The sequence below is a fragment of the Neogemmobacter tilapiae genome, assembly GCF_014652215.1.
GTDB classification, from domain to species: Bacteria; Pseudomonadota; Alphaproteobacteria; order Rhodobacterales; family Rhodobacteraceae; genus Neogemmobacter; species Neogemmobacter tilapiae.
In genome coordinates this window covers 243,932-265,941 of record NZ_BMYJ01000003.1, presented here as the reverse complement: position 1 = coordinate 265,941, position 22,010 = coordinate 243,932, and the positions used below count along the sequence as shown (strand labels likewise).

Annotated in this window: 18 protein-coding genes; 6 read left to right on the top strand and 12 right to left on the bottom strand. The window is 60.0% G+C overall.

Annotated elements, in window-relative coordinates; genetic code table 11:
• The 7 genes from mutS to IE095_RS06260 all read right to left on the bottom strand — a co-directional run bounded on the left by mutS (window position 1) and on the right by IE095_RS06260 (window position 12,708).
• Window positions 1–2,613 (bottom strand): DNA mismatch repair protein MutS, encoded by a 2,613-nt coding sequence (gene mutS / locus IE095_RS06290; RefSeq protein ID WP_189410889.1) that lies wholly within the window; start codon window positions 2,611–2,613, stop codon window positions 1–3.
• An 89-nt stretch (window positions 2,614–2,702) separates the two neighbouring features.
• A complete protein-coding gene (gene addA, locus IE095_RS06285) occupies window positions 2,703–6,041 on the bottom strand; it encodes a double-strand break repair helicase AddA (protein WP_189410765.1) in 3,339 nt (1,112 codons plus the stop codon).
• The gene (gene addB, locus IE095_RS06280; RefSeq protein ID WP_189410764.1) at window positions 6,038–8,947 is read right to left on the bottom strand and encodes a double-strand break repair protein AddB; all 2,910 of its coding nucleotides are present in this window, start codon (window positions 8,945–8,947) and stop codon (window positions 6,038–6,040) included. The genes addA and addB overlap by 4 nt, the downstream gene beginning before the upstream one ends.
• Window positions 8,944–9,636 (bottom strand): nucleotidyltransferase family protein, encoded by a 693-nt coding sequence (locus tag IE095_RS06275; RefSeq protein WP_189410763.1) that lies wholly within the window; start codon window positions 9,634–9,636, stop codon window positions 8,944–8,946. Before IE095_RS06275 ends, addB begins: the two co-directional genes overlap by 4 nt.
• Window positions 9,618–10,619 carry an aminoglycoside phosphotransferase family protein gene (locus IE095_RS06270; protein ID WP_189410762.1) on the bottom strand — a complete coding sequence of 334 codons (1,002 nt, stop codon included), beginning with the start codon at window positions 10,617–10,619 and terminating at the stop codon, window positions 9,618–9,620. Before IE095_RS06270 ends, IE095_RS06275 begins: the two co-directional genes overlap by 19 nt.
• A complete protein-coding gene (tsaE, locus tag IE095_RS06265; protein ID WP_189410761.1) occupies window positions 10,609–11,070 on the bottom strand; it encodes a tRNA (adenosine(37)-N6)-threonylcarbamoyltransferase complex ATPase subunit type 1 TsaE in 462 nt (153 codons plus the stop codon). Before tsaE ends, IE095_RS06270 begins: the two co-directional genes overlap by 11 nt.
• A gap of 39 nt (window positions 11,071–11,109) precedes the next feature.
• Window positions 11,110–12,708 carry a PAS-domain containing protein gene (locus IE095_RS06260; protein ID WP_229804582.1) on the bottom strand — a complete coding sequence of 533 codons (1,599 nt, stop codon included), beginning with the start codon at window positions 12,706–12,708 and terminating at the stop codon, window positions 11,110–11,112.
• Window positions 12,709–12,873: 165 nt separating this feature from the next.
• Between IE095_RS06260 and IE095_RS06255 the strand changes: the two genes are divergently transcribed.
• Both IE095_RS06255 and IE095_RS06250 read left to right on the top strand, forming a co-directional pair.
• Complete coding sequence (locus IE095_RS06255) at window positions 12,874–13,506, top strand: SCO family protein (RefSeq protein ID WP_189410760.1); 633 nt, start codon at window positions 12,874–12,876, stop codon at window positions 13,504–13,506.
• An 86-nt stretch (window positions 13,507–13,592) separates the two neighbouring features.
• Window positions 13,593–13,907, top strand: coding sequence for an H-NS histone family protein (locus IE095_RS06250; RefSeq protein WP_189410759.1), 315 nt, complete (start codon window positions 13,593–13,595; stop codon window positions 13,905–13,907).
• On the opposite strand, the gene IE095_RS06245 is transcribed toward IE095_RS06250, so the two are convergent.
• Together IE095_RS06245 and IE095_RS06240 are read right to left on the bottom strand one after the other, a co-directional pair.
• Window positions 13,904–14,779 (bottom strand): LysR family transcriptional regulator, encoded by an 876-nt coding sequence (locus IE095_RS06245; RefSeq protein ID WP_189410758.1) that lies wholly within the window; start codon window positions 14,777–14,779, stop codon window positions 13,904–13,906. The two genes, IE095_RS06250 and IE095_RS06245, sit on opposite strands and share 4 nt — an antisense overlap.
• 177 nt (window positions 14,780–14,956) lie before the next feature.
• Window positions 14,957–15,550, bottom strand: a complete 594-nt coding sequence (locus IE095_RS06240) for an HD domain-containing protein (protein ID WP_189410757.1) — start codon at window positions 15,548–15,550, stop codon at window positions 14,957–14,959.
• A gap of 74 nt (window positions 15,551–15,624) precedes the next feature.
• Between IE095_RS06240 and IE095_RS06235 the strand changes: the two genes are divergently transcribed.
• The gene (locus tag IE095_RS06235; RefSeq protein ID WP_229804580.1) at window positions 15,625–16,833 is read left to right on the top strand and encodes a Fic family protein; all 1,209 of its coding nucleotides are present in this window, start codon (window positions 15,625–15,627) and stop codon (window positions 16,831–16,833) included.
• A 59-nt stretch (window positions 16,834–16,892) separates the two neighbouring features.
• Window positions 16,893–18,281: an adenosylhomocysteinase gene (gene ahcY / locus IE095_RS06230; RefSeq protein ID WP_189410756.1), complete on the top strand. Its 1,389-nt coding sequence runs from the start codon at window positions 16,893–16,895 to the stop codon at window positions 18,279–18,281.
• Between the two features lie 36 nt (window positions 18,282–18,317).
• Here the strand turns inward: ahcY and IE095_RS06225 are convergent, their stop codons facing one another.
• Window positions 18,318–19,229 carry a hypothetical protein gene (locus tag IE095_RS06225; RefSeq protein ID WP_189410755.1) on the bottom strand — a complete coding sequence of 304 codons (912 nt, stop codon included), beginning with the start codon at window positions 19,227–19,229 and terminating at the stop codon, window positions 18,318–18,320.
• Between the two features lie 153 nt (window positions 19,230–19,382).
• Here IE095_RS06225 and IE095_RS06220 point away from each other — a divergent pair, with 153 nt between their 5' ends.
• Entirely contained in the window at window positions 19,383–19,724 is a 342-nt protein-coding gene (locus tag IE095_RS06220; RefSeq protein WP_189410754.1) for a DUF2853 family protein, read from the top strand.
• A 68-nt stretch (window positions 19,725–19,792) separates the two neighbouring features.
• The gene (locus tag IE095_RS06215) at window positions 19,793–21,007 is read left to right on the top strand and encodes an MFS transporter (RefSeq protein ID WP_189410753.1); all 1,215 of its coding nucleotides are present in this window, start codon (window positions 19,793–19,795) and stop codon (window positions 21,005–21,007) included.
• Between the two features lie 308 nt (window positions 21,008–21,315).
• On the opposite strand, the gene IE095_RS06210 is transcribed toward IE095_RS06215, so the two are convergent.
• Both IE095_RS06210 and IE095_RS06205 read right to left on the bottom strand, forming a co-directional pair.
• Complete coding sequence (locus IE095_RS06210) at window positions 21,316–21,735, bottom strand: EVE domain-containing protein (protein WP_189410886.1); 420 nt, start codon at window positions 21,733–21,735, stop codon at window positions 21,316–21,318.
• Window positions 21,735–22,010 carry a YciI family protein gene (locus tag IE095_RS06205; RefSeq protein WP_189410752.1) on the bottom strand — a complete coding sequence of 92 codons (276 nt, stop codon included), beginning with the start codon at window positions 22,008–22,010 and terminating at the stop codon, window positions 21,735–21,737. The genes IE095_RS06210 and IE095_RS06205 overlap by 1 nt, the downstream gene beginning before the upstream one ends.

Here is a 22,010-nt window from a genome sequence, read left to right as displayed (position 1 = left end):
TTAACCCTTCACCAGCCCGCGCAATTCATAAACCAATTGCAGCGCCGCCATCGGCGTCAATTCGTCCGGATGCACCGCCTTCAACCGGTCTTCAACCACCGAGCCTTTCGCCGGGGCAGGGGCCACAGGGGCCGCCATTCGGAACAGCGGCAAATCGTCAATCACCGCCTTCTGATGCGCGGAACCGCCCTCGCGTTCGCCCTTCTCCAGCGCCTCCAGCACCACTTTCGCCCGTTCGATCACCGCCGCAGGCAAACCCGCCAGCCGCGCGACCTGCACCCCATAAGACCGATCCGCCGCGCCCTTTTTCACCTCATGCAGAAAGATGACTTCGCCTTCCCATTCCTTGACACTGACGGTCGCGTTTTCCACGCCCGCCAGACGCCCGGCCAAGGCGGTCATTTCATGGTAATGCGTGGCAAACAGCGCGCGGCAACGGTTGGCCTCGTGCAGATGTTCCAAAACGGCCCAAGCAATCGACAAGCCGTCATAGGTCGCCGTGCCCCGCCCGATTTCGTCAAGGATCACCAAGGCGCGGTCGTCGGCTTGGTTCAAAATGGCGGCGGTTTCCACCATTTCGACCATGAATGTCGAACGCCCCCGCGCCAGATCATCCGCCGCACCCACCCGGCTGAACAACTGGCTAACCAGACCTATTCGCGCTTTCTGGGCCGGAACAAAGCCGCCCGCCTGCGCCAGCAGGGCCATCAGCGCATTCTGCCGCAGAAAGGTGGATTTCCCGGCCATGTTCGGCCCGGTCAAAAGCCAGATGGCCGGGGTCGTGCCTTGGGTCAAGGCACAATCGTTGGCGACAAAACTTTGCCCCTGCCGCCGAAGAGCCCGCTCAACGACAGGATGACGACCCCCAACCACATCAAAGGCACGGCTATCATCCACCACAGCCTCGACCCAGTTTTCTTGCACGGCCAGTTCCGCAAATCCCGTTGTCAGGTCGATTTCTGCCAAGGCCCGGGCCGCATGGCCCAAGGGGCCGGCCTGATCCAGCACCGCCTGGCGCAAGCGTTCGAAATGCCCCTTCTCCAACTCCAAGGCCCGGTTACCCGCGTTCAGGATACGCGTTTCCAGTTCCGAAAGCGGCACAGTCGTGAACCTGACCTGACCCGCCGTTGTCTGCCTGTGGATGAAAGTTTCGTTCAGCGGCGGCGACAGCATCCGTTCGGCATGGGTTGCGGTTGTTTCGATGAAATAGCCCAGCACATTGTTGTGCTTGATCTTCAGGCTTTGGATACCGGTCTGCGCGATATAGTCCGCCTGCATCCCTGCGATCACGCCCCGCCCTTCGTCCCGCAACCGGCGGGTTTCGTCCAGCTCGGCGTCGTGGCCGCTGGCAACAAAGCCGCCATCCCGCGTCAAAAGCGGCGGCTCGGCCACCAGCGCGCGCTCCAGCAAATCATGCAGCCCATCATGGCCCAAGAGGGCCTGACCCGCCTGATCCAGCAAAGTACCGGTCTTGCCCAAACGCAAGCCGACCTGCGCCGCCGCCTCCAACCCCGCGCGAAGGGCCGTCAGATCACGCGGACCACCCCGGTCCAACGCAAGCCGTGACAGCGCCCTGTCTATATCCGGCACACGGCGAAGCACCTCGCGCAACCCGTCCCGCAGCCGCGCGTCCTGCACCAAGGCGCGCACCGCTTTGTGGCGCGCATCAATCACCATCAAATCGCAAGACGGGGCAGAAAGCCTCGCCTCCAGCAATCTGGCCCCGGCCGCTGTCGCCGTCCGGTCAATCGCCGCCAAAAGCGAACCGTCGCGCCCGCCTGACAGGCTTTGCGTCAGTTCCAGATTGCGGCGGGTGGCGGCATCAATCTGCATCGCCCCACCGGCAAGTTCACGAACCGGCGGTCGCAGCAGCGGCAACTTGCCCCGCTGCGTTAGCGAAAGATAGTCGATCAGCCCCCCCAAAGCCGCAACCTCGGCCCGTTCAAAGCCGCCAAAACCTTCCAGCGTTTCTACTCTGAACAAATCTGCCAGCCGCTTTTCGGCGCCCGCACTGTCAAAACTGCTGCGCGCCAAGGCAGTGCAAGCCGCCCCCATATCTTCGATCAGGGGGCCAAGCTGGCTTTCCTGTGTCTCGCTGATCAACACTTCCCGCGGGGCCAGTCGGGCCAGTTCTGGCCCCAGACGGGCCATTGGACAGGCCACCACCCGCAACTCACCTGTGGAAATATCGGCCCAAGCCAGCGCCCCTTCGTCTCGCACTTCGGCAAAAGCCGCCAGAAAATTGTGCCGCCGCGCCTCCAACAAACTGTCTTCGGTCAGCGTCCCGGGCGTTACCAAACGCACCACGTCGCGCCGCACGACCGATTTCGACCCCCGCTTCTTGGCTTCGGCGGGGTCTTCCAACTGTTCTGCTATGGCGACACGAAAGCCTTTGCGGATCAGCGTCAGCAGATAACCTTCGGCGGCATGAACCGGCACCCCGCACATGGGGATCGGTTCGCCCAGATGCGTGCCCCGTTTCGTCAGCGCAATATCCAGCGCCTGCGCCGCCTGCAAAGCATCGTCAAAGAACATCTCATAGAAATCGCCCATGCGATAGAACAGCAAGGCATTGGGGTTCTGGGACTTGATATCCAGAAACTGCGCCATCATCGGCGTCACATTGTCGTCGCTCAATCCGCGTCCCCCTGTTTGGGTAGAAACCCTACAAACTCAACCCCCGCGGCGAAAGGGGGGAACGCTCAGCCCAAAGGCATCAGCCGCCCCGACCCGGTCCAAAGAACAGCCGTGTCGATCTTTTTGCCCGGATAGATCTGGGCCAAGGCGGTGGCATAGGCCGCCATCTGTCGGCGAATGCCTTCTGGAACCTCTGCGACATCCCTCGGTTCCACCGCGTTTGATTTGTAATCAACGGCCAAGATGCGATCTGGCCCAGCAACCAGCCGATCAATACTCCCCAACAGCGGCTGGCCGTCCAGCACCGCTGTTATCCCAACCTCAACCAAGGCCTCTGGCACAAAAATAGCCTCCAAAGCAGGGTCCGTCAGCAATCGGCGGGCCGTGTCCAAGGCTCTTTGTCGCAGGTCAGGATCCGGGATCAGCGCCTCGGCCAACGCGGACCAATCGACAGGATCCTGCCCCGGAAGGTATTCCAAAAGGCGATGCAGTGCCGTGCCTGCCGTTTTGCCATCGCCCGCCAATTCCTTGGCCAATGGCTCTTCGCCCGTCAAAACCTTGGCCCCACCCAAAGAGGATGGAGAGACTGGGCGCGGGGCAGGACGCGGTGCAGCAGCCAGCGCCAGGTCGGGTCGAACCGACAGGGGCTTCGCTTGCGTCACATCGGGGGACTTTGCAGGCTGCGGCCATGCACCAAAGCGGGCCAAAAGCCCACCCTCCCCATCCTCTTCGGCCCCAATAGCCAACAATCCCGCTTTCACGCGATCATACCAGGCTTCGCCTTCGCTCTCGTCATCCGCCGCCGTGCCGTGCGATTTCAGCTTTCCCGCCGCTCCCACGATCAACCAACTTTGTGCCCGCGTCATGGCCACATACAACAGACGCAGACTTTCCCGCGCTGCGGCGGCCTTGGCCTCGGTGACGGCCGCCTGAACCGGAACGGGATTTTCGGCGGCACCCGCTTTCCAAACCAGCGGCCCATCCTCCGACAACCGAACCAGCACATCCCGCAGGGGCAATGCACGGTCGGCCGTTTCCGGCAGAATCACGACCGGCGATTCCAACCCCTTCGCGCCATGGACCGTCATCACCCGGATCAGGTTCTGACCACTTTCCAACTGGCGCTTGATGGTTACCTCATCCGTCTGCATCCAAGCAAGAAAGCCTGTCAGGCTGGGCACCTCACTGCGTTCATAAGCCAAAGCCTGCGCCAAAAGCGCGTCGATGCCATCTTCGGCTTCGGCCCCCAAACGCGCCAGCAGCTTTTCGCGCCCGCCATGCCGCGTCAGAATTTGTTCGATCAGATCGAAAGGCCGCTGAAAGTCTGTCTGGTTGCGCAGGTCCGTCAGAATCTTCAACGCGCTGCCGCCTCGTTCGCCGCTGTTGCGCAACGCTTCCCAAAGATAACCCTTTCGCCCCTGTGCCAGATCATAAAGCTGACCTTCATCCCAGCCGAACAGGGGCGATCTTAGCGCGCCGGCCAGGGCCAAATCGTCCTCGGGCGTTGCCAGAAATGCCAAAAGCGCCGTCAGATCCTTGACGGCCAGTTCCCCACCCAGGTTCATCCGGTCGGCCCCCGCCACCGGAAGCCCGGCCTGTTTCAGCGCCCGCAGGATTTCAGCGAAAAGTTCCGAACGACGTTGCACGAGGATCAGAATATCGCCCGGCGTCAGAGGTCTTTCGCTGCCCTCTTTGGTGGGAATTTGTGTGCCTTCGGCCAGCATCCGCCCGATTTGCTGTGCAATGCGCCGGGCCATGCGCACGGCATGATGTTCGGGCGGCACCAGATCGACGGGGTTGCTCCAATCGTCGTCCTTTGGCTCGGGCTCTGGCAGCATAGGGGGCCAAAGCTCGATCCTTCCCGGCATTTCACCGCGATAGGCGGCATGACGGAACGCGCCACCCAGCGCCAGGGCCGTCGCGTCTGAACCCAAAGCGGCATCGACTGCCGACAGAATAAGCGGGGATGACCGGAAGGAATGCTCCAATGTCAGATCAGCCAGGCCGCGATCCGCGCCATTGGCCAATCTTTCGCCGAACAACTGGCGCATCCGGTCAAATTCCTGGGCATCCGCGCCTTGGAAAGAATAGATGGATTGCTTCTTGTCGCCGACGACAAAGATTGTCCGCGCTTGGTCCGAGGCGCCTTGGCCCGCCAAAATCTCGTCGGCCAGCAGCCGGATCACCTGCCATTGCGCTGGGCTGGTATCCTGCGCCTCATCCACCAGAATATGGCTGATGCCGCCGTCCAGCCGGTAAAGCACCCAAGGTGCCGTTCCGGGCGAAGACAAAAGATCGCGTGCCTTGCTGATCAGATCATCAAAATCCAAGGCCCCGCGCGCCGCCTTTCGGGCCTTGTATTCGGTCAGAAACAAGTCGGCAAAGCGATAAAGCACAGCACTGCGCTGGACCACAGCCCAAGCCAGCCGCAGCGGGCGCGCCATTTCGACGCGCTGCATCAGTTGCTCCAGCTTTTGCTGGATTGGCCCCAGTGAATTGCGCAACTCTTTCGTGGGCAAAGATCCAATCTTGGCTGTGAACGGGGCCTTGCCAGATTTGGTCAGCAATACGCTTTCCAACACGGCCAAGGCATTGAGGCTCGGCGCCGTTTCCAAGGCGGCGCTCAGGGCATTCGCCAACTTTTCATCCGAATCCTTGCGGATCGGCGAGGCGCTGATCTGGGCAACCAGTGTGGCCAGCCAGGCACTTTCGTCGCCTAGGAAGACCTGAGCCAACAGCTTCTGCTCCGTCAGGTCGATGGGCGCCCCCAACACGGCAAGAGTCTTGGTTTCATCAAGCCCGGCTTCGAAACTATCACGCTCCGACAAAATCGCCGACAGAAGATCAAAGGTTTGACCCTCGCTGCCCGTGACTTTCACAAGATCCGCAAAAGCCGCGGCCCCATCCCCTGCCGCCAAATCTTCCAGCACTTCGGCTTGCAATAGACGTGTTGCTCTTTCCTCCATTTCGGTAAAGGCGGGCGATATTCCCGCCTCCATCGGAAAGCGCCGCAACAAACCGGCACAGAAGGAATGGATGGTCTGAATCCGCAGACCGCCCGGCGTTTCGATGGCTTGTGCAAAAAGCCGCCGTGCCCGGTTCAGATCTTCGCGGTCTTGTGGTCCGTCCAGACCCAGCCGCGCAAGATCGGCGGCCAAGGGCGCATCGCCCAACATCGCCCATTTTCCCAACCTTTCGAACAGCCGGTTCTGCATTTCGGTTGCCGCGGCCTTGGTATAGGTCAGGCAAAGGATGCTGCCCGGCTTTGCCCCCTTCAGCAGCAACCGCGCCACGCGGTCCGTCAGAACGCTGGTCTTGCCCGAACCCGCATTGGCCCCAAGCCAGACATTGCCCGCCGGATCAGCGGCCCGCACTTGCGCGGCCGAGGCTGCATCACGCTTCATCGCCGCCCCACTTTCACGGTGCTGGGGCGATCCGAGATGTCCCATTCGCCAAAACGCGAAAGACCATCATAGTCGCTCGCATGGCCTTTCCGCTCCATCGCCCGCCTTGGCGCAAAACCCTGATCCTCACCCAGATAGGTTGCAAAAAGTGTCTCGAAACGCTGCCAGATTTCATCTGGCAATTCGTCACCCAAATCCCATTCCTTGCGATAGGGTTTTGGACCAATCACAAGATATTCCGCGCCCGCCACATCGACCAGCCCCAAATCCCCGAAAGCCCCCCGCTCGGCCATGCCCGCCAGCAACGGCAACTGCTTGTCAAAGGCCTTTTGCTGCGGACCCGAAGGTGGCGTCCCGGTCTTATAGTCAAAAATCTGAACCCTCCCGTCCGGCAACAGGTCAATCCTGTCGGGCCGTCCTTTCAGATGCGCTGCAACACGGTCCAGCGGCACCTTGCCCCCTTTCTCAAGCACAGCGGGAACCGCCCCAAGGCTGGAGGCCAGGAAAACCTGTGCCGATGCCTCGATCCGCCAACGCCATTGCTGCCGTGCTGTCGCCCAAGGCACTTCACTTTCCAGAACCGCGTCTGCCACCCGCAGCAATTGCGCCACCGCATCGCTTTCAGCAAGATTCGGGTCACGCTCTTTCATATAGCGCTCCAGAATACGGTGGATGACTTCCCCTTTCAGCCGCACATCCGCCTCGCGCCGCAGCGCAGGCAAGGGCCGCAGCTTCAGCACCTCCCGCGCATAGATCGCATAGGGATCACGGATCAAGGTTTTGACATCCGTCACCGACAACTCCCGCGGCCGAACCTCGGCCGGCGGCGCCGGGGCAATGCGCGGTTGGCGGCTGATCGCCTCTTGCGGTTGGTCCAGCGTCAAAGCCTGATCCAGCCATGCCTGCCCTCGTGCCCGCATGTCCTGTAGGGCCTGCTTTCCGCCGCGTTCCGGCAAGCCCGCCATGAGGTTTGTCAGCCGATTCACCCAGCGCGAAGGCACCGTCTGCGCTTCCGCATCGCGAACCGCGCGGGTCAGCACGACGACAGGCGCACCGATAGCCTGTTGGTAATCATGCGCTGAAAGGCCGATCTTACGGTCCGGCAACAAAAGCCCCGCCGCTTTGCGCATGGCGCGATTCATCCAGGGGTCTGGCGGCGGCAATTGCGGCCAAATCCCATCGTTCAACCCCCCCAGAATAACCAGATCTGCGCCCTGGACACGGGCCTCCAGCGTACCCCAAATCATCAGCTGCCCATGAACCGGTCGATCTTCGCGCACTTCCCGCCCGTTCAACAAGTTCTCGATCAGCCGCAAATAATCTCTTGGGCCAAGCTCGCCGCCGTGGACGGCCTCGGCTTCCAGTTCTGCAAACGCTTTGGCGGCCATCTCACCAGCCTCTTTCAGCCACAGCTCCCCCGACCCCTCCGCCTCTGGGCCCGCGGCCAGACGCTCGGCCCAATTGCGATGCTTTTGCACCCTTTCAGGCAAGGGCAGAACCGATCTATCGGCCATCTCCCCCAACAGTTGCGTCAGCCAGGAAACCCAATGGCCGGCTTCTTCGACGCCAGCACCCCAACGCGCCAAGGTCTCACCATCGATAAAGGCCGCCCCTTTGCGTCTTGCCCAAAGCTCCAGCTCCCGCGTCAACCGCAGATGCGTGCCGCGAAGCGCCTCGCTGCTGCTGGTCAGCGGATGCTTCAACAGGCTCAGGACCGCCTCAGCCCCTGGCTTGTTCCCGATCAACCCTACCACATGCCGAAGAAACCGCCCCGGTGCCGACAGGGCCAAGGGGCGCCCCGCCGAGTCGTCGGGAACAATCCCCCAACGATCCAAGGCCGCCGTCACTTGGCGCGTCAACATCCTGTCCGGCGAAATCAGTGCCGCCTTGTGCCCATTCAACAAAGCCCCTCGCAGGATCAAGGCAATCGCCTGCGCCTCAATCCGCGGGCTCGGCGCCTCGACCAAAGTCATATCCCTCGTCGCATCCATCAAGTCTGGCAGACTTGGCCCTTCGGCCAACCATTGGTCGGTCACCGGTGCCGGGCGGAGAGAAAGCGAAACAAGGGCATTTCGGCCCGGACTAGGGGCTTCAGCATCCAGCCATCGCCCGATTTGGTCCGGCTCTATGTCCAACAGATCCATCAGATGCCGATACCGGAATTGCGGATGATCTTCCGAGGTTAGCACATCGCCCATCACCGCCCAGACATGGCGCGGCACGTCAAAATCAAAACCCGGCAGAACCAACAACCCGTTCGGCAGCTTTGCCACCGCTTGCATCAAAAGGGCCGTTGTGCCGCGCGAACCCGTCGAACCCGCCAAGATCACCGGATGATCCGGCGGTTGCCTTTGCCAACGTTCGACCAAAGCGCCCACCACCCTGCGTTGGCGCGCCTGCGGGTCCGGCTGGTCAGGATCCGCAAAGTAACGCGCGACAATCGCCATGAACTCTTGTGTTCGCTGCCAATGGGCCGAATGATCTGCCACATCCAGCCCCGATATGACGGCTGGGCTGACCCCTTCGCCCTGCATTTCATCCACCAGATCGGCCAGACTGTCAGCCAGATCGAACAAGGTTTCACGGGGCGAAAGCAGGGCCCGCGCCTCAAGCATCGGCGCGATCAACTGCGCCAACTCCAACCGCCGCCGCAGTGGCGGCACCGCTGGGGGCAGGCCTGGCAAAGGATCGTCAGCCAATTCCGTGATCAGCCGGATTCGGGGCAGAAATCCCGGCCCCGCGGCAACGAACAGTTCGGTCAACCGCCGCCGCATCCGCGCCGTGTTCACAATAAGCAACACCCGCGCCATCGCTTCGGGTGGTTGCCCGGCCATACGTTGCCGAAGCCCCTGTACCAGAAGGGCCGCGAAATCCGCTCCGGGGGGAAGGCCAAAGATCCTGGTCATGGCCGTTGTCCGGCAAGGATGCCTTCCGCCAGCGCGATGCCCTCGGGGCGACCGACATCGCACCATTGGCCTTGATGGACATAACCAAACAACTGGCCTTGCTCGATCTGCCGATCCCACAGCCGATTCACACTGAACACCTGCTCGGCAATATCCGGCAGCCCCTCGGTTCGGGTTATCATCGCACCCGCATAAACAAAACTTTGCGCGCCGCTTCCACGCTGCAACTTGCCCGTCGAATCCATAACAAAATCGCCATGCCCACTATGCCCATTCGCCATATCGACCGGGATGAGCGTCAGAAGTGCGCCCATTTCGGCCCGCCAATGCGCCATGAGCGCCAAGAGAGGATTCTCGCCAGTCCAGACAGCATCGCTGTTCAGCACGATAACGGGGCTTTCCTGCAACAAGGGCATCGCTGCACGCAGACCTCCGCCGGTTTCAAGGATAAGATCACTTTCGTCAGAAAACAGGATGGGCCGCGCGGCAAGATGTTCGCGGATTTGGTCGCCCCGATAATGCAGGTTCACAACGACCTTGCTGATCTTGGCGGCATCCGCCAAATCCAACGCATGATCCATCAGGGGTTTTCCCGCCACGGGGATCAGCGGCTTGGGCCGATCCGCCGTCAAGGTGCCCATGCGGGTGCCAAAGCCGGCGGCAAAAAGCATTAAGGGTGGCGCGCGCATTGCCGGGCAATCCTTTGCAGGTTCTCTTCAGTGGGGGGCGGCAAGATGGCACTGGCCTTGGCTACGTCTGACAGGGCGGGATGGGCCAAATTGCGCTGCAAATGCGCCCAGACACGGGGGATCAGGGGCAGATAGCCGGGCTTTCCGCCATGCAGGCATAGCCGGGCAAAGATGCCGATGATCCGCAGGGCGCGCTGGGCGCCGAGGACGGCATAGGCCGCCGCAAAGCCGGGGTCATCCTGTCCAAACATGGCGCAAAGTGCCGTTTCGGTTTCGGCCGAGACATCGCGGCGGGCGTCCTGGAGCAAGGACACAAGATCATAGGCAGGCTGTCCCATTTGGCCCAGCTGGAAATCCAGCAGGCCGACCCGTCGCAGATGTTGCCGACGGGGTAACCAGATCAGGTTTTCGGCATGGAAATCGCGCAGGATCAGCACCCTTGGGCCGTCCGCATGGCGACGCAGGGCTGTCTCGACAGCCGTTTGCAGCGGGGCGTGGTTGGGTTCTTGGCCAAGGATGGCCGCTGCGTAAAAGCGGGGTGCGAACATCGCCGCCTCGGCCCAATCTTTTGCGCTCAGATCCGGCAATCCGGCGGGGGCGGCATGGCGTTGCAGATGCAAAAGGGTTTCCACCGCGGCCTTGTATAGCGGCAACTCTTGGTTGGGATCATTGGCAACAAGTCGGGCAAACACCCCGTCACCAAAATCCTCCAGCAACAGAAATCCGTTTGCCGTGTCTTTCGCGATGGCCTGCGGGGCCGACAGATGCAAACGGTGCAGATGATCGCTGATCTTCAGAAAATCGGCGGGATCGTCGCCCTTGCCGGGTGGTGCGTCCATCAACACAGCACGCTTTCGCCCCAGGCTCAGGCGAAAATAGCGTCGATCCGAGGCATCGCCCGCCAAGGGCCGGAGTGCAGCCAGCCCCCACCCGGCCTTGGCCAGGAATGCCCTTGCCTCCTCAAGCCGGGGGTCAGCAGACACGCCCCAGCTCCTTCAAGCGCGCCGTCGGCCCCGACAGCCGCGCCACTCGTCCATCGCCTTTGGCCGACAGAGTTAATTGAAAGGCCCCGTCGGGCGCCAGGTCGCCCAGCCGATCTGGCCATTCGACAAGACAGATCGCCCGGTCAAAGGCAGCGTCCAAGCCCAGTTCAATCACTTCGTCCACCTGGCTCAGACGGTAAAGATCAGCATGCCAGATATCGCCGCGCTCGTCCTCATAGGTCTGGACAAGGGTAAATGTGGGTGAGGGCACATCCTCGGCCCGACCCAGCCTTGCCTGGATCAGGGACCGGGCCAGATGGGTCTTTCCCGCGCCAATCGGGCCTTCCAGCAAAAGGGTATCGCCGATCCGCAGCCAATCCGCCAAGGCCGAGCCAAGCCTTTCGGTCGCCGCCGCATCCACCAAGTCAAAGCAAAGTTCCGATCTGTCCATAGCGGCAATCTGACCGTTGCCGCCCCGCCCTGCAAGCCTTCATGCCATACGCAAGGACCGCTGACCCGAACGGCTGCTGTCCGGCGACAAAACCCGAAACGCGGCCAGCGTCGCCCCGCCGTGCAGTGGGCGGAAACGGCAGGCCACCAATCGACCGTCAAACAGACGCACTTCACCCCGACATTCGCCACTGCTGCCCATACGGGCCACAAACCGCTCCGCCTCGGCCCAAAGGTTCGACGGTGCGCTATGATCACGCCACCAGCTTGCCACCCCTTCAATCCCGGCCTCAATCAACTGCGTGGTCGGATCATGACCCCAAAGCGCACCATAGGCGGCATTCGTCATCACCAACTGACCGTTGCCCGCAAAGACCGCCACGGCATCCTCCATCGCGTCGATCACCGACTGGCCCAGCTCCAGATCGGCACGATAGCGTCTTGTGCGCGCCATTTCCGGTGTGATGTCTTCGAACATCAGCGCAAGCGCCCCATTCGGATGTGGTCGCCCGATCACCCGAAAGGTCTGCCCAGACGGCAGATTCCAAGTTTCCTGATACTGGCCGTTTGCAGCAGCCTCCTCCAGTTCAGTCATCTGGTTGCGCCAATGCCGATAGTCACGCGGCTCTGGTATCATATGCCGATCCCGCAAGGCATCCAGAAAGGCAAACAGCGTGGGTCGCACCGACAAAAGATCAGGCGGCAGGCCCGTCAGATCAACAAGGGCCGGGTTGAACAACTGCAACTGGCGCCGTCGGTCAAAAATCGCAAGCCCGGTTGGCAGTTCGGCAAAGGTCTTGGTCAGGGTTTGCATAAAATCCCGCAGAGCGGCCTCGGCCGCCACCGCAGCATCGGCGGGAAGCGCAAAGAAAAGCGTCGATTCCCCGTCTTCCACAGACTGAACCTCGAACCATTGTTTTCCGGCATTGGCCTTTTCGACGAACAGCCGCCGCACCGCCGCCCCTTCCACGCTGACCGCCTGATCAAAGACATGCGGCAAAGGCCAGCGCAGATCTTGGCCGGCATCCAGCCTTTCGACCGCCTCGACCAGATAGGCCCCATTTGCCCAGACGACCTGACCCTTTTGGTCTTGCCGCCAGATCAGATAGGGGGCCCGACTTACAGCGGCCCGCAAGGCGGCAATCTCGGCTTCCATCGTGACCAGTGTTTGCGCATCTGTTCCCACACCGGTCGCATGATCATCCGACACCAGCGCGATGCGGGTCAGCCCACCCCGCAGCTCTGCTTGCAGAAAGCTGTGGCGCCCCGATCCATCGCCGCTGGTCAAGACAAAAGAACCATCACGCGGCAAACCCTCCAGCAATTCGGGAAATTTTGGAAAGCGGGTCGAGAGATTGGCCACCAACCGCGCCCGCGCATTGTCGATGGGTGGCCCTAGCCGCAGCATGGACCGGCCCGAGGGTGTTGCGTCCAGCAATGTCTCACCATCAAACAGAAAGGCCACCTCATCGGCCTGACCGGAAAACAGCCCATGGGGAACTCTGCGTTGACCAACCTGAAGCGCGGCCAAGATCAAGATACCGCCTCCGGCGGCAAAGACCGCAGACAAGGCCAGACCGAGAACAAGCAGCCAATCGAACGCCATCACATCCTCCGGGCCAAAAGCAGGCCCGCCCATGACTTCACCCGCCGAAGGTTAAGGGCAAGTTAATCCTGAAGTTGCCACACGTAAAAGTATTCTTCACAAAGTTGCATATCGGTTGGGATTGTAGTTTTTGCAATTGCCCCCGCAGGCAGAGTGTCGGATGACTGCGGCAGAAAAAACCTGGCTTTGGGGGCCAAGATGGACAGAATCTGGGCGGGTGCAGCGGGCGTGGCGGTGCTGGCTTTTCTGACAGGCAGCGTTTGGTTTGTTGCAGGCGGAAGGGGTGGCGATGTCTTTGCAGAATGTCGAACCAGCCAGATCGCCGGTGGTCCCGGCTTGATTGGTGGACCATTCTCCCTCGTCGATGAAAACGGGAAGACCGTCACCGAGGCCCAAGTTCTGTCCAAACCATCTCTGGTCTACTTTGGCTATTCCTTCTGCCCCGATGTCTGTCCTTTCGACAACGCCCGCAATGCCGAGGCGATTGATCTTCTGGCCGCCAAGGGCTTGGATGTCCAACCGGTGTTCATCACCATAGACCCGGCGCGTGATACACCCGAAGTTCTGGCCGAATTTACAGAGAATTTGCACCCGCAGATGTTGGGTTTGACGGGAACGCAAAGCCAGATCGATGTCGCGATCAAAGCTTACAAAGCCTATGGCAAAAAACGCGAAGACGGCGATCCGGAATTCTATCTGATGGACCATTCCACCTTTACCTATCTGATGTTGCCCGGCTCGGGCTTTGCCGATTTCTATCGGCGTGAAACGACGCCACAACAAATGGCAGACAGCGTCGGATGTTTCGTCGAAAAGATGCCAGAAAGCTGAATGGTGCCGATCCCAATGCAATATTCTTGTAAAAGGGGCAGCATGGGATTAATCCTTTCATACTGGGGAATGAAAGAGGCCACATCATGCACATCGACCTAAACGAATATTCATTGAAAGATCTGAAAGACCTGCATCAGCAGGTTATGCGCGCCATTTCGACATTTGAAGATCGTCGCAAGCGCGAAGCCATTGCGGCACTTGAAGAAAAAGCCCGTGAAATGGGCTTTACCTTTGCGGAACTGTCGGGCGTTGCGCCGACGCGCAAACGCGCACCGGCCACGGCAAAATATGCCAATCCGGCTGACAAATCCGAAACCTGGTCGGGCCGTGGGCGCAAGCCGCGCTGGTTTGATGCCGCGCTGAAAGCAGGCAAACAGCCCGAAGATCTGGCGATCTAAGCAGCGCTGGACAGCCATTTGACAAAAGCCCGGACGGCGGCCCGCTGTCGTCCGGGTGGCATCACGATGTAATAGGCCGCCTGACTGTCGTCACTGTCGCGGACCATCCGCAGTCGGCCCTCGCGGATATCATCTTCGATCAGGGCGATGCTTTCAACGATCAGCCCCAAACCTTGGCGCGCGGCGGCAATCGACAATTCCTCATTCGGAAATTCGGTGCGCGAAATCGTTTCAGGATTGATGCCCAGATAGGAAATTACCTCATCCTGTTCCGGGGAATTGGCGGTGATAATCCATTCCATTTTAGACAAAGTATTTGTATCGGGAATTTCCTGTCCCGCGAACAAATCCGGCGCGCCCGCCACCACCATCCGCGCCGAGGCCAGATAGGTGGAAACAAGGCCTGGCCAGTCACCCCTGCCATAGCGGATGCCCAGATCCATCCCCTCGCGCCGCAGATCCACAATCTTGGCTTCGGGATGCAGGGTCAGGGCGATGTCGGGATATTCGCGCCAGAAATCGCGCAGACGGGGCATCAGCCACTGGCTGGCAAAGCTGGCGGTCAATGTCACGCGAACCGGACGCTCGCCATCCTCAGTGCCAAGGGCGGTCAGAACCCCGGCGATTTGACCAAAGCCGTCGTTCAGCGCCACAGCCAGCCGCCGCCCGTCCGCCGTCAAAACCATGCCGCGCCCTTCCCGCAGGATCAGGGCGCAACCCAGGTGTTCCTCCAGCCCCCGCACCTGCTGGGCCACGGCGGCATGGGTCACGTTCAGCGCCCGCGCCGCGGCAGAAAAGCCGCCCAGACGTGCCGCCGCCTCGAAGGCGCGCAGCGACGACAGCGGCGGCAGGCGCAGCCAATCAATCTCCATCTGATAGATTGCCTAACATATCAAAATTATTCCTGACTCGGCTTTCCCCACAGAAAAGAGCATATCCGCGCCAGACATCCAACCATAGGAGAAAAAGATGTTAGGAATTATCGCAGAAGTCCTGATGCTGGCCAGCCGGCAAGAGCCGGTCAAGACCCATCGCAAAGCCAAACGGGGCTAGATCGTGCAAAGCGCCATCAGTTCCGAATGTCGCGCCACATAGTCCGCCCGCACCTGTGCGGGCGGTCTTAATTTTATTGCCAAGCCTTTGATCACACTGGGTTCCGGACGCCCAAAGAACTTGTCCGCTTCGGTTTCGGAAAACCCGGCAATCTGCACAGCCTCCAGCCAGGCCGAAACCTTATCCGCCGCTTTGATCGCCTTTTTCACCGCCACCGGCAGCGCCGCAGGCAGGCCAAAGCGCAGATGCACCGCCGCCGTCAGCCGCAAGTCCAACTCGCCATAGCCCGGCCCCACCGCCGCCTTCACCGGGCTGATCATGTCGCCGATCACATATTCCGGCGCATCATGCAGCAGTGCCGCCAGCCGCCATTTCGCCAAACCCCCACCCGACCGCGTGTAAATCTCTTCCACCAACAGCGAATGTTCCGCAACTGAATAGGGCCAATCCCCCCGCGTCTGTCCATTCCACCGCGCGACAAAGGCCAGACCATGGGCGATATCCTCAATCTCGATATCCAGGGGCGTCGGGTCCAGCAGGTCCAGCCTACGACCCGAAAGCATCCTCTGCCAGGCGCGGGGTTGTTTCATAGCGTTTCCATGTTCAACAAACCTGAATCAAGACAATGTTTCGCAACCCATATTAAAGCGGCGATTGAATATGGGTGTTTACTTTCGTCCATGATTCCGCGAACTTGAGTATAGATGAACTGAAGGTTGGGAAAGTACTCAAGATGCGGCGCGAATCTGGCACGTGGCGACACCAACTTGAAGGCTACACAGCATTTGTGCCTCATGACTTGCCACCCACGCCGCCTATAGTCTTCGACGACGAACTTTGGGTTCTGAACTCCAACGCAGACCGTGCGCTGGGCAAGCTGAACGGCTCAATTGAGGCACTGCCGAACCCCGAGCTTTTTGTGTTCATGTATATCCGCAAAGAAGCGGTCTTGTCGTCTCAGATTGAGGGAACACAGGCTTCTTTGGGCGATGTACTTGAAGTTGAAGCACAAATTTTTGACCCGACAAGACCCGATGATACGGAAGAAATCCTGAATTACATCGCAGCACTGAATTACGGGTTAGATCGACTTGATACACTGCCCCTATCAATGCGTCTGATCCGAGAAATACATAAGGAACTCATGCGTGGCGTGCGCGGACAGCATGCAACGCCAGGCGAATTTCGTGTCAGTCAGAACTGGATTGGTCCGGCTGGAGCCGGACTGAAGAGTGCCAGCTTTGTTCCGCCACCACCTTCTGAACTGCCAAGACTTTTAGGCGCTCTGGAAAGCTATCTGCATGTTCAAGATGGCCTTCCGCTGCTCGTCAGGTTGGGACTCATCCATGCTCAGTTCGAGACCCTGCACCCATTTCTAGACGGTAACGGACGGATGGGACGGCTCTTAATAGCATTTTGCCTTTGTCAGCAACAAGAACTTGGAAAGCCCGTTCTCTATCTGTCTCACTACTTGAAACGCAACCGGGCACGCTACTACGACCTCTTGCAAGCCACGAGAACAGACGGTGCATGGGAGGAATGGTTAAAGTTCTTTCTAAGGGGCGTTGCCGAGGTTGCAAATGAAGCGGCCGAGACGGCACGAAAGATCGTCCAGATGCGAGAGGCGCATCGCGACGGTTTGATTTCTGTCTTGGGGCGAAGCGCTGGGAATGGGCTCAAATTGCTCGAGTCACTTTACAGGCATCCGATCTTTACTGTGGCTTACGTCGCCGAGCATTTGGACATTTCGGTTCAGGCGGCAAACAATCTGGTTGAACGGCTGGTAAGTATGGAACTGGTCCAAGAGACGACCGGCAACAAGCGGAACCGGATTTTCCGCTATCACTCCTACGTCGCCCTGTTCAGCGACTGATTGTGCCGTGGCTGCCAAAATGCTATCCGCGCCGCGACATCAGGATCAAGGATCGGGACATGCCGCAAGATTACGTCGTCAAGGACATCGCACTGGCCGAGTTTGGGCGCAAGGAACTGACCATCGCCGAAACCGAAATGCCGGGCCTGATGGCCTGCCGCGAGGAATTCGGGGCCAGCCAGCCGCTCAAAGGCGCGCGGATCGTGGGCTCGCTGCACATGACCATCCAGACCGCCGCACTCATCGAAACGCTGGTCGCGCTGGGGGCCGATGTGCGCTGGGCCTCGTGCAACATCTTTTCAACCCAAGACCACGCCGCCGCAGCCATTGCCGCCGCGGGCATCCCAGTTTTCGCCGTCAAGGGCCAGACCCTGACAGAACATTGGGACTATCTGGACAAATCCTTCATGTTCCCCGAAGGCGCGAACATGATCCTCGACGATGGCGGCGACGCCACGCTTTACGTCCTTCTGGGCGCCCGGATGGAAGCAGGTGAGGATGTCCTCGCCGTCCCGCAATCCGAAGAAGAAGAAGTCATCAAACTGCAAATCCAGAAACGGATGAAGCAATCTCCCGGCTGGTTCGCCAAGACCAAGGCGGCCATCAAGGGCGTTTCCGAAGAAACCACCACCGGCGTCCATCGCCTCTATGATCTGCACAAAAAGGGCCAACTGCCCTTCCCCGCGATCAACGTGAACGATTCGGTCACCAAGTCGAAATTCGATAACAAATACGGCTGCAAAGAATCGCTGGTCGACGGCATCCGCCGCGCCACCGACACGATGATGGCCGGCAAAGTCGCCGTCGTCTGCGGCTATGGCGATGTCGGCAAGGGTTCCGCCGCATCCCTGCGTGGCGCAGGTGCCCGCGTCAAAGTCACCGAAGTCGATCCGATCTGCGCCCTTCAGGCCGCGATGGACGGCTATGAGGTCACCCTGCTGGAAGACGAAGTCGCCACGGCCGACATCTTCATCACCACCACGGGCAACCGCGACGTCATCCGCATCGAACATATCCGCGAGATGAAGGATATGGCCATCGTCGGCAACATCGGCCACTTCGACAACGAAATCCAGGTCGCCGCCCTGCGCAACCACAAATGGACCAATATCAAGGAACAGGTGGATATGATCGAAATGCCCTCGGGCAACCGCATCATCCTGCTGTCCGAAGGTCGTCTTTTGAACCTTGGCAACGCCACCGGCCACCCGTCCTTTGTCATGTCGGCCTCGTTCACCAACCAGGTGCTGGCCCAGATCGAGCTTTGGACCAAAGGGCAGGACTATGCGCCCGGCGTCTATATCCTGCCGAAAGCGCTGGACGAAAAAGTCGCCCGCCTGCACCTGAAAAAGATCGGCGTCAAACTGACCGAATTGCGCAAGGATCAGGCCGATTACATCGGCGTCACGGTGGAAGGCCCGTTCAAATCGGATCACTATCGTTATTGATGATAGGGCCCGTGCGGCGGCAAAAAGGTCAGCGGACTACGGTCCCAAATCTTTTGCCGCCGCCCGCAGCGCGTTCAGTTGATGTCTGATTTTCCAATGCGGCTGCATTGACATCGCCCGCTCACCGGCCGCAGCCCCCATATGGTAATGTTTTCGTGCCAAGGCGCGCGACAACAATCTTTCGACCCAAGGCACAGAATTTCGCCGCTGGCGATAAAGCTGGTGGAATTCCATAGGCTCCAAAGTGCCCATCAGCGCAGCCTGCGCCAAGGGCTTCAGGATCCCCATCTTCAACAGCATAGGCGGGATTTTGTGCCCAACGCCCGGCATGACCAGCGGCATCACATTTGGCCCCGTCAGCATCGCCACATGCATCCCATCCAGCCTTTCGCGTGGATCATAGGCCAGATAGACCCGCCGCGCGGCTTTAATGCCCTCGGCCCCGTCCCGATAGCGCGGATCGGTCCAATCGCCCTGCCGCCGACCATAGCGATAACGCAATTCGAAATGGGCCAGCTCCGGTGCCAGGCTCCGCTGTGGCGCAAAGGCAAAAACCGTGCAGCCGGGGACGGCCGACGCAAAAGCACAAGCGCCAAAGCCGCCCATCGACGAACCGTATAAAGCCACTTGGTCATAGTGCTGAAACAGCCGCGCATCCCGAAAATGGTCAAACAGGTCGTAAAGCGTGCTTTCGCGGAACCAGTTCGACGACTTGGACATGACGCCCATGACATCCCAATTGGCCGCCGCCAAAAAATCATAGCCCCAAGGCATCCGATCGGCCGCCTCGCGCTTTGCAGCCAGATTGTCAAAGGTGATGGCCAATCGCCGCGAACCCTGCGGCAGCAGTGACACGACATGCCGGCCCGTGTCGTGATACTCGCCGTTTTGCGCCTGCACCGCATCACGGAGTTTGCCGAACAAGATGTCTTCGGTCGCTGCGCTCATTGGGGCTCTCCTTCGGCATAAACTGCCCGCAACTCTCGTCGGGTGCAACCTGCCGACGAAACTTCCCCCTTGTTCGGTGCAAGACATAGCCTAAGGTCGCGGCTACGGCAGGGCATTGCTGCCGAAAACACACAGGGACGAGGAGCCTTTGGAATGAGCAAGCGGGACGAGCTGATCACGAAATATGCCGACGACCTGAAGAACAAATGCAAGGTCGCGCCGGACATGGATCTGTTGACCAAGGTGACCATCGGTTGTGGGCCGTCGATCTATAGTGCCGACAGCGAAACGGTGGCGGCCAGCGATGACGCGGAACTGGAGCGGGTGAAGAACAATTTTCTGATCAAGAAACTGGGTCTGGCCGATGGGCCGAAACTGATGGAAGCGATCAATGCGGTGATCGACCAATATGGCCGGTCCGAGCGGAACAAGCATCGTGCGGTTGTCTATTACCTTCTGACCAAACATTTCGGCAAAGAAGCCGTGTATAAATGAACAGGCGCTGATCTTTCGCCCGGGTCCGGTGCATGTTACGCCTTGCCGGACCCGAAGCGGACGAAATCATGACAAGCGCACCCCAGACCCGCCCCGATGCAGCGCCGCTGCACGGGCCGGAGACCACCGTCACCCATGTGATCTTTGCCGTGGCCTTTTGCCACATGCTGAACGATCTGATGCAATCGCTGATCCCGGCGATCTATCCGCTGATCAAGGATTCACTGGCCCTGACCTATGGGCAAATCGGGCTGATCACGCTGGCCTTTCAGGGCACCGCCTCGATCCTTCAGCCGCTGGTGGGCCTTTACACCGACAAGCGCCCCTTGCCCTATGCCTTGGCCGCCGGAATGGGCAGCACGCTGGTCGGCCTGATCCTGCTGGCCCATGCGGCCAGCTTTGGCATGGTGCTGATCTCGGTGGCCCTGATCGGTCTGGGATCGGCGATCTTTCACCCTGAATCCTCGCGCATCGCGCGGCTGGCCGCTGGAATGCGCCCCGGCTTTGCGCAAAGCTTCTTTCAGGTGGGCGGCAATATCGGCACCTCGCTGGGGCCCTTGGCGGCAGCGGCGATTGTCGTGCCGCGCGGCCAGATTTCGGTGGAATGGTTTGCCGCCGTGGCGATGCTGGGCATGTTGGTGCTAACCTATGTCGGACGCTGGTTCGTGCGCGAAGGCGCGCACCGGGCCTTGGCGGGCAAAAGTCGGCCCAAGCTGCATGATCTGGCCCCCGGCAAGGTGCGCTTGACCCTGATCTTGCTGATCCTGCTGATGTTTTCCAAGTTTGTCTATTCGGCCAGCTTTTCCAGCTATTACAGCTTTTACCTGATCGAACAATTCGGGCTTAGCGTGGATCAGGCACAGTTCTGTCTGTTCATCTATCTCGCGGCGGTGGCCTTGGGCACCTTTGTTGGCGGGCCGGTCGGTGACAGGATCGGGCGGAAACGGGTGATCTGGCTGTCGATTCTGGGGGTTTTCCCGTTTTCGATCCTGATGCCCTATGTGGGGCTTTACCCCTGCATCGTGCTGTCGGCGCTGGGCGGGATGATCATGGCCTCGGCCTTTCCGGCGATCATCGTCTATGCGCAAGAATTGCTGCCGCAAAAGGTGGGGATGATTGCGGGCCTGTTCTTTGGTCTGGCCTTTGGCATGGGCGCGCTGGGCGCGGCGATCATGGGGCAGGTGGCGGATGCGCGCGATGTGCATTTTGTCTTTCAGATCTCGGCCTGGCTGCCGCTGATCGGTCTGGCGGCGGCCTTCCTGCCCAACCTGCGGGCACGGTGATCAACAGCATTTGAGGTAAATCCCCGACATTCGGCGCTTGCCGGAATCGGGGCTTTGCCGCAGATTCAGATGAACGGCGCAGGATGCGCGGTCCTATATCAGAACACGTGTGTGCAATGGGGCACGTGGGGTGGATGAAGGGCTGCGTAGGGGTGCGCGGCCCTTCGTTCTTTTATGTGGGGCAACGGGATGGCGGCACCCAGAATATACATTCCAAATATTGCATATATAAACAATATCAAGCACATATTCTGTATTTCACGCGTGAAATCGCCTGCTTTGCATAGGCCGGTCGGATCGAAATCCTCCTACGGCTCCACCCCACCCATCTGGCAAACGATGGCCCATTCCGCCTCCGTCACCGGCTGGACCGAGAGGCGGGAATTGTTGACCAGAACCATCTGCTCCAACCCCGGCTGAACCTTGCACTCCTCCAGCGTGACAGGCCGCGCCAAGGGCCGCACCGCCTTGATCATCACACAATCCCAACGCGGATCATCGGTCGTGCTGTCCGGCGCGCTTTCCCGGCAAACCTGTACGATCCCCACCACCGCCTTGCCGATATTGGAATGATAATAGAACCCCAGATCCCCAACCTTCATCGCCCGCATATTGTTGCGCGCCTGATAATTGCGGACCCCATGCCATTCCTCGCCCGCCTCGCCTTTGGCGACCTGCTGGTCCCAGCTCCAGGTATCGGGTTCGGATTTGAACAACCAGAAAGGCATCAGCCGATCACCTTTTTCCATTCCTTGATCGCCACATTGGCAAACAATCCCGCTTTCGCATAGGGGTCTGCTACCGCCCAAGCCGCGGCCGCCGCCCGGTCCGCCACATCCAGCACCACGATCGAACCATTCATCTGCCCCTCACCGTCCAGGGTCGGCCCGGCCATGGCCACGACCCCGCTGTTCTTGATGTGATCCAAATGGGCGGGGCGGTTTTCCATGCGGGTGGCCAGATGGCCGGGTTTGTCTTCACAGATCAGGGCGAACAGGGGCAT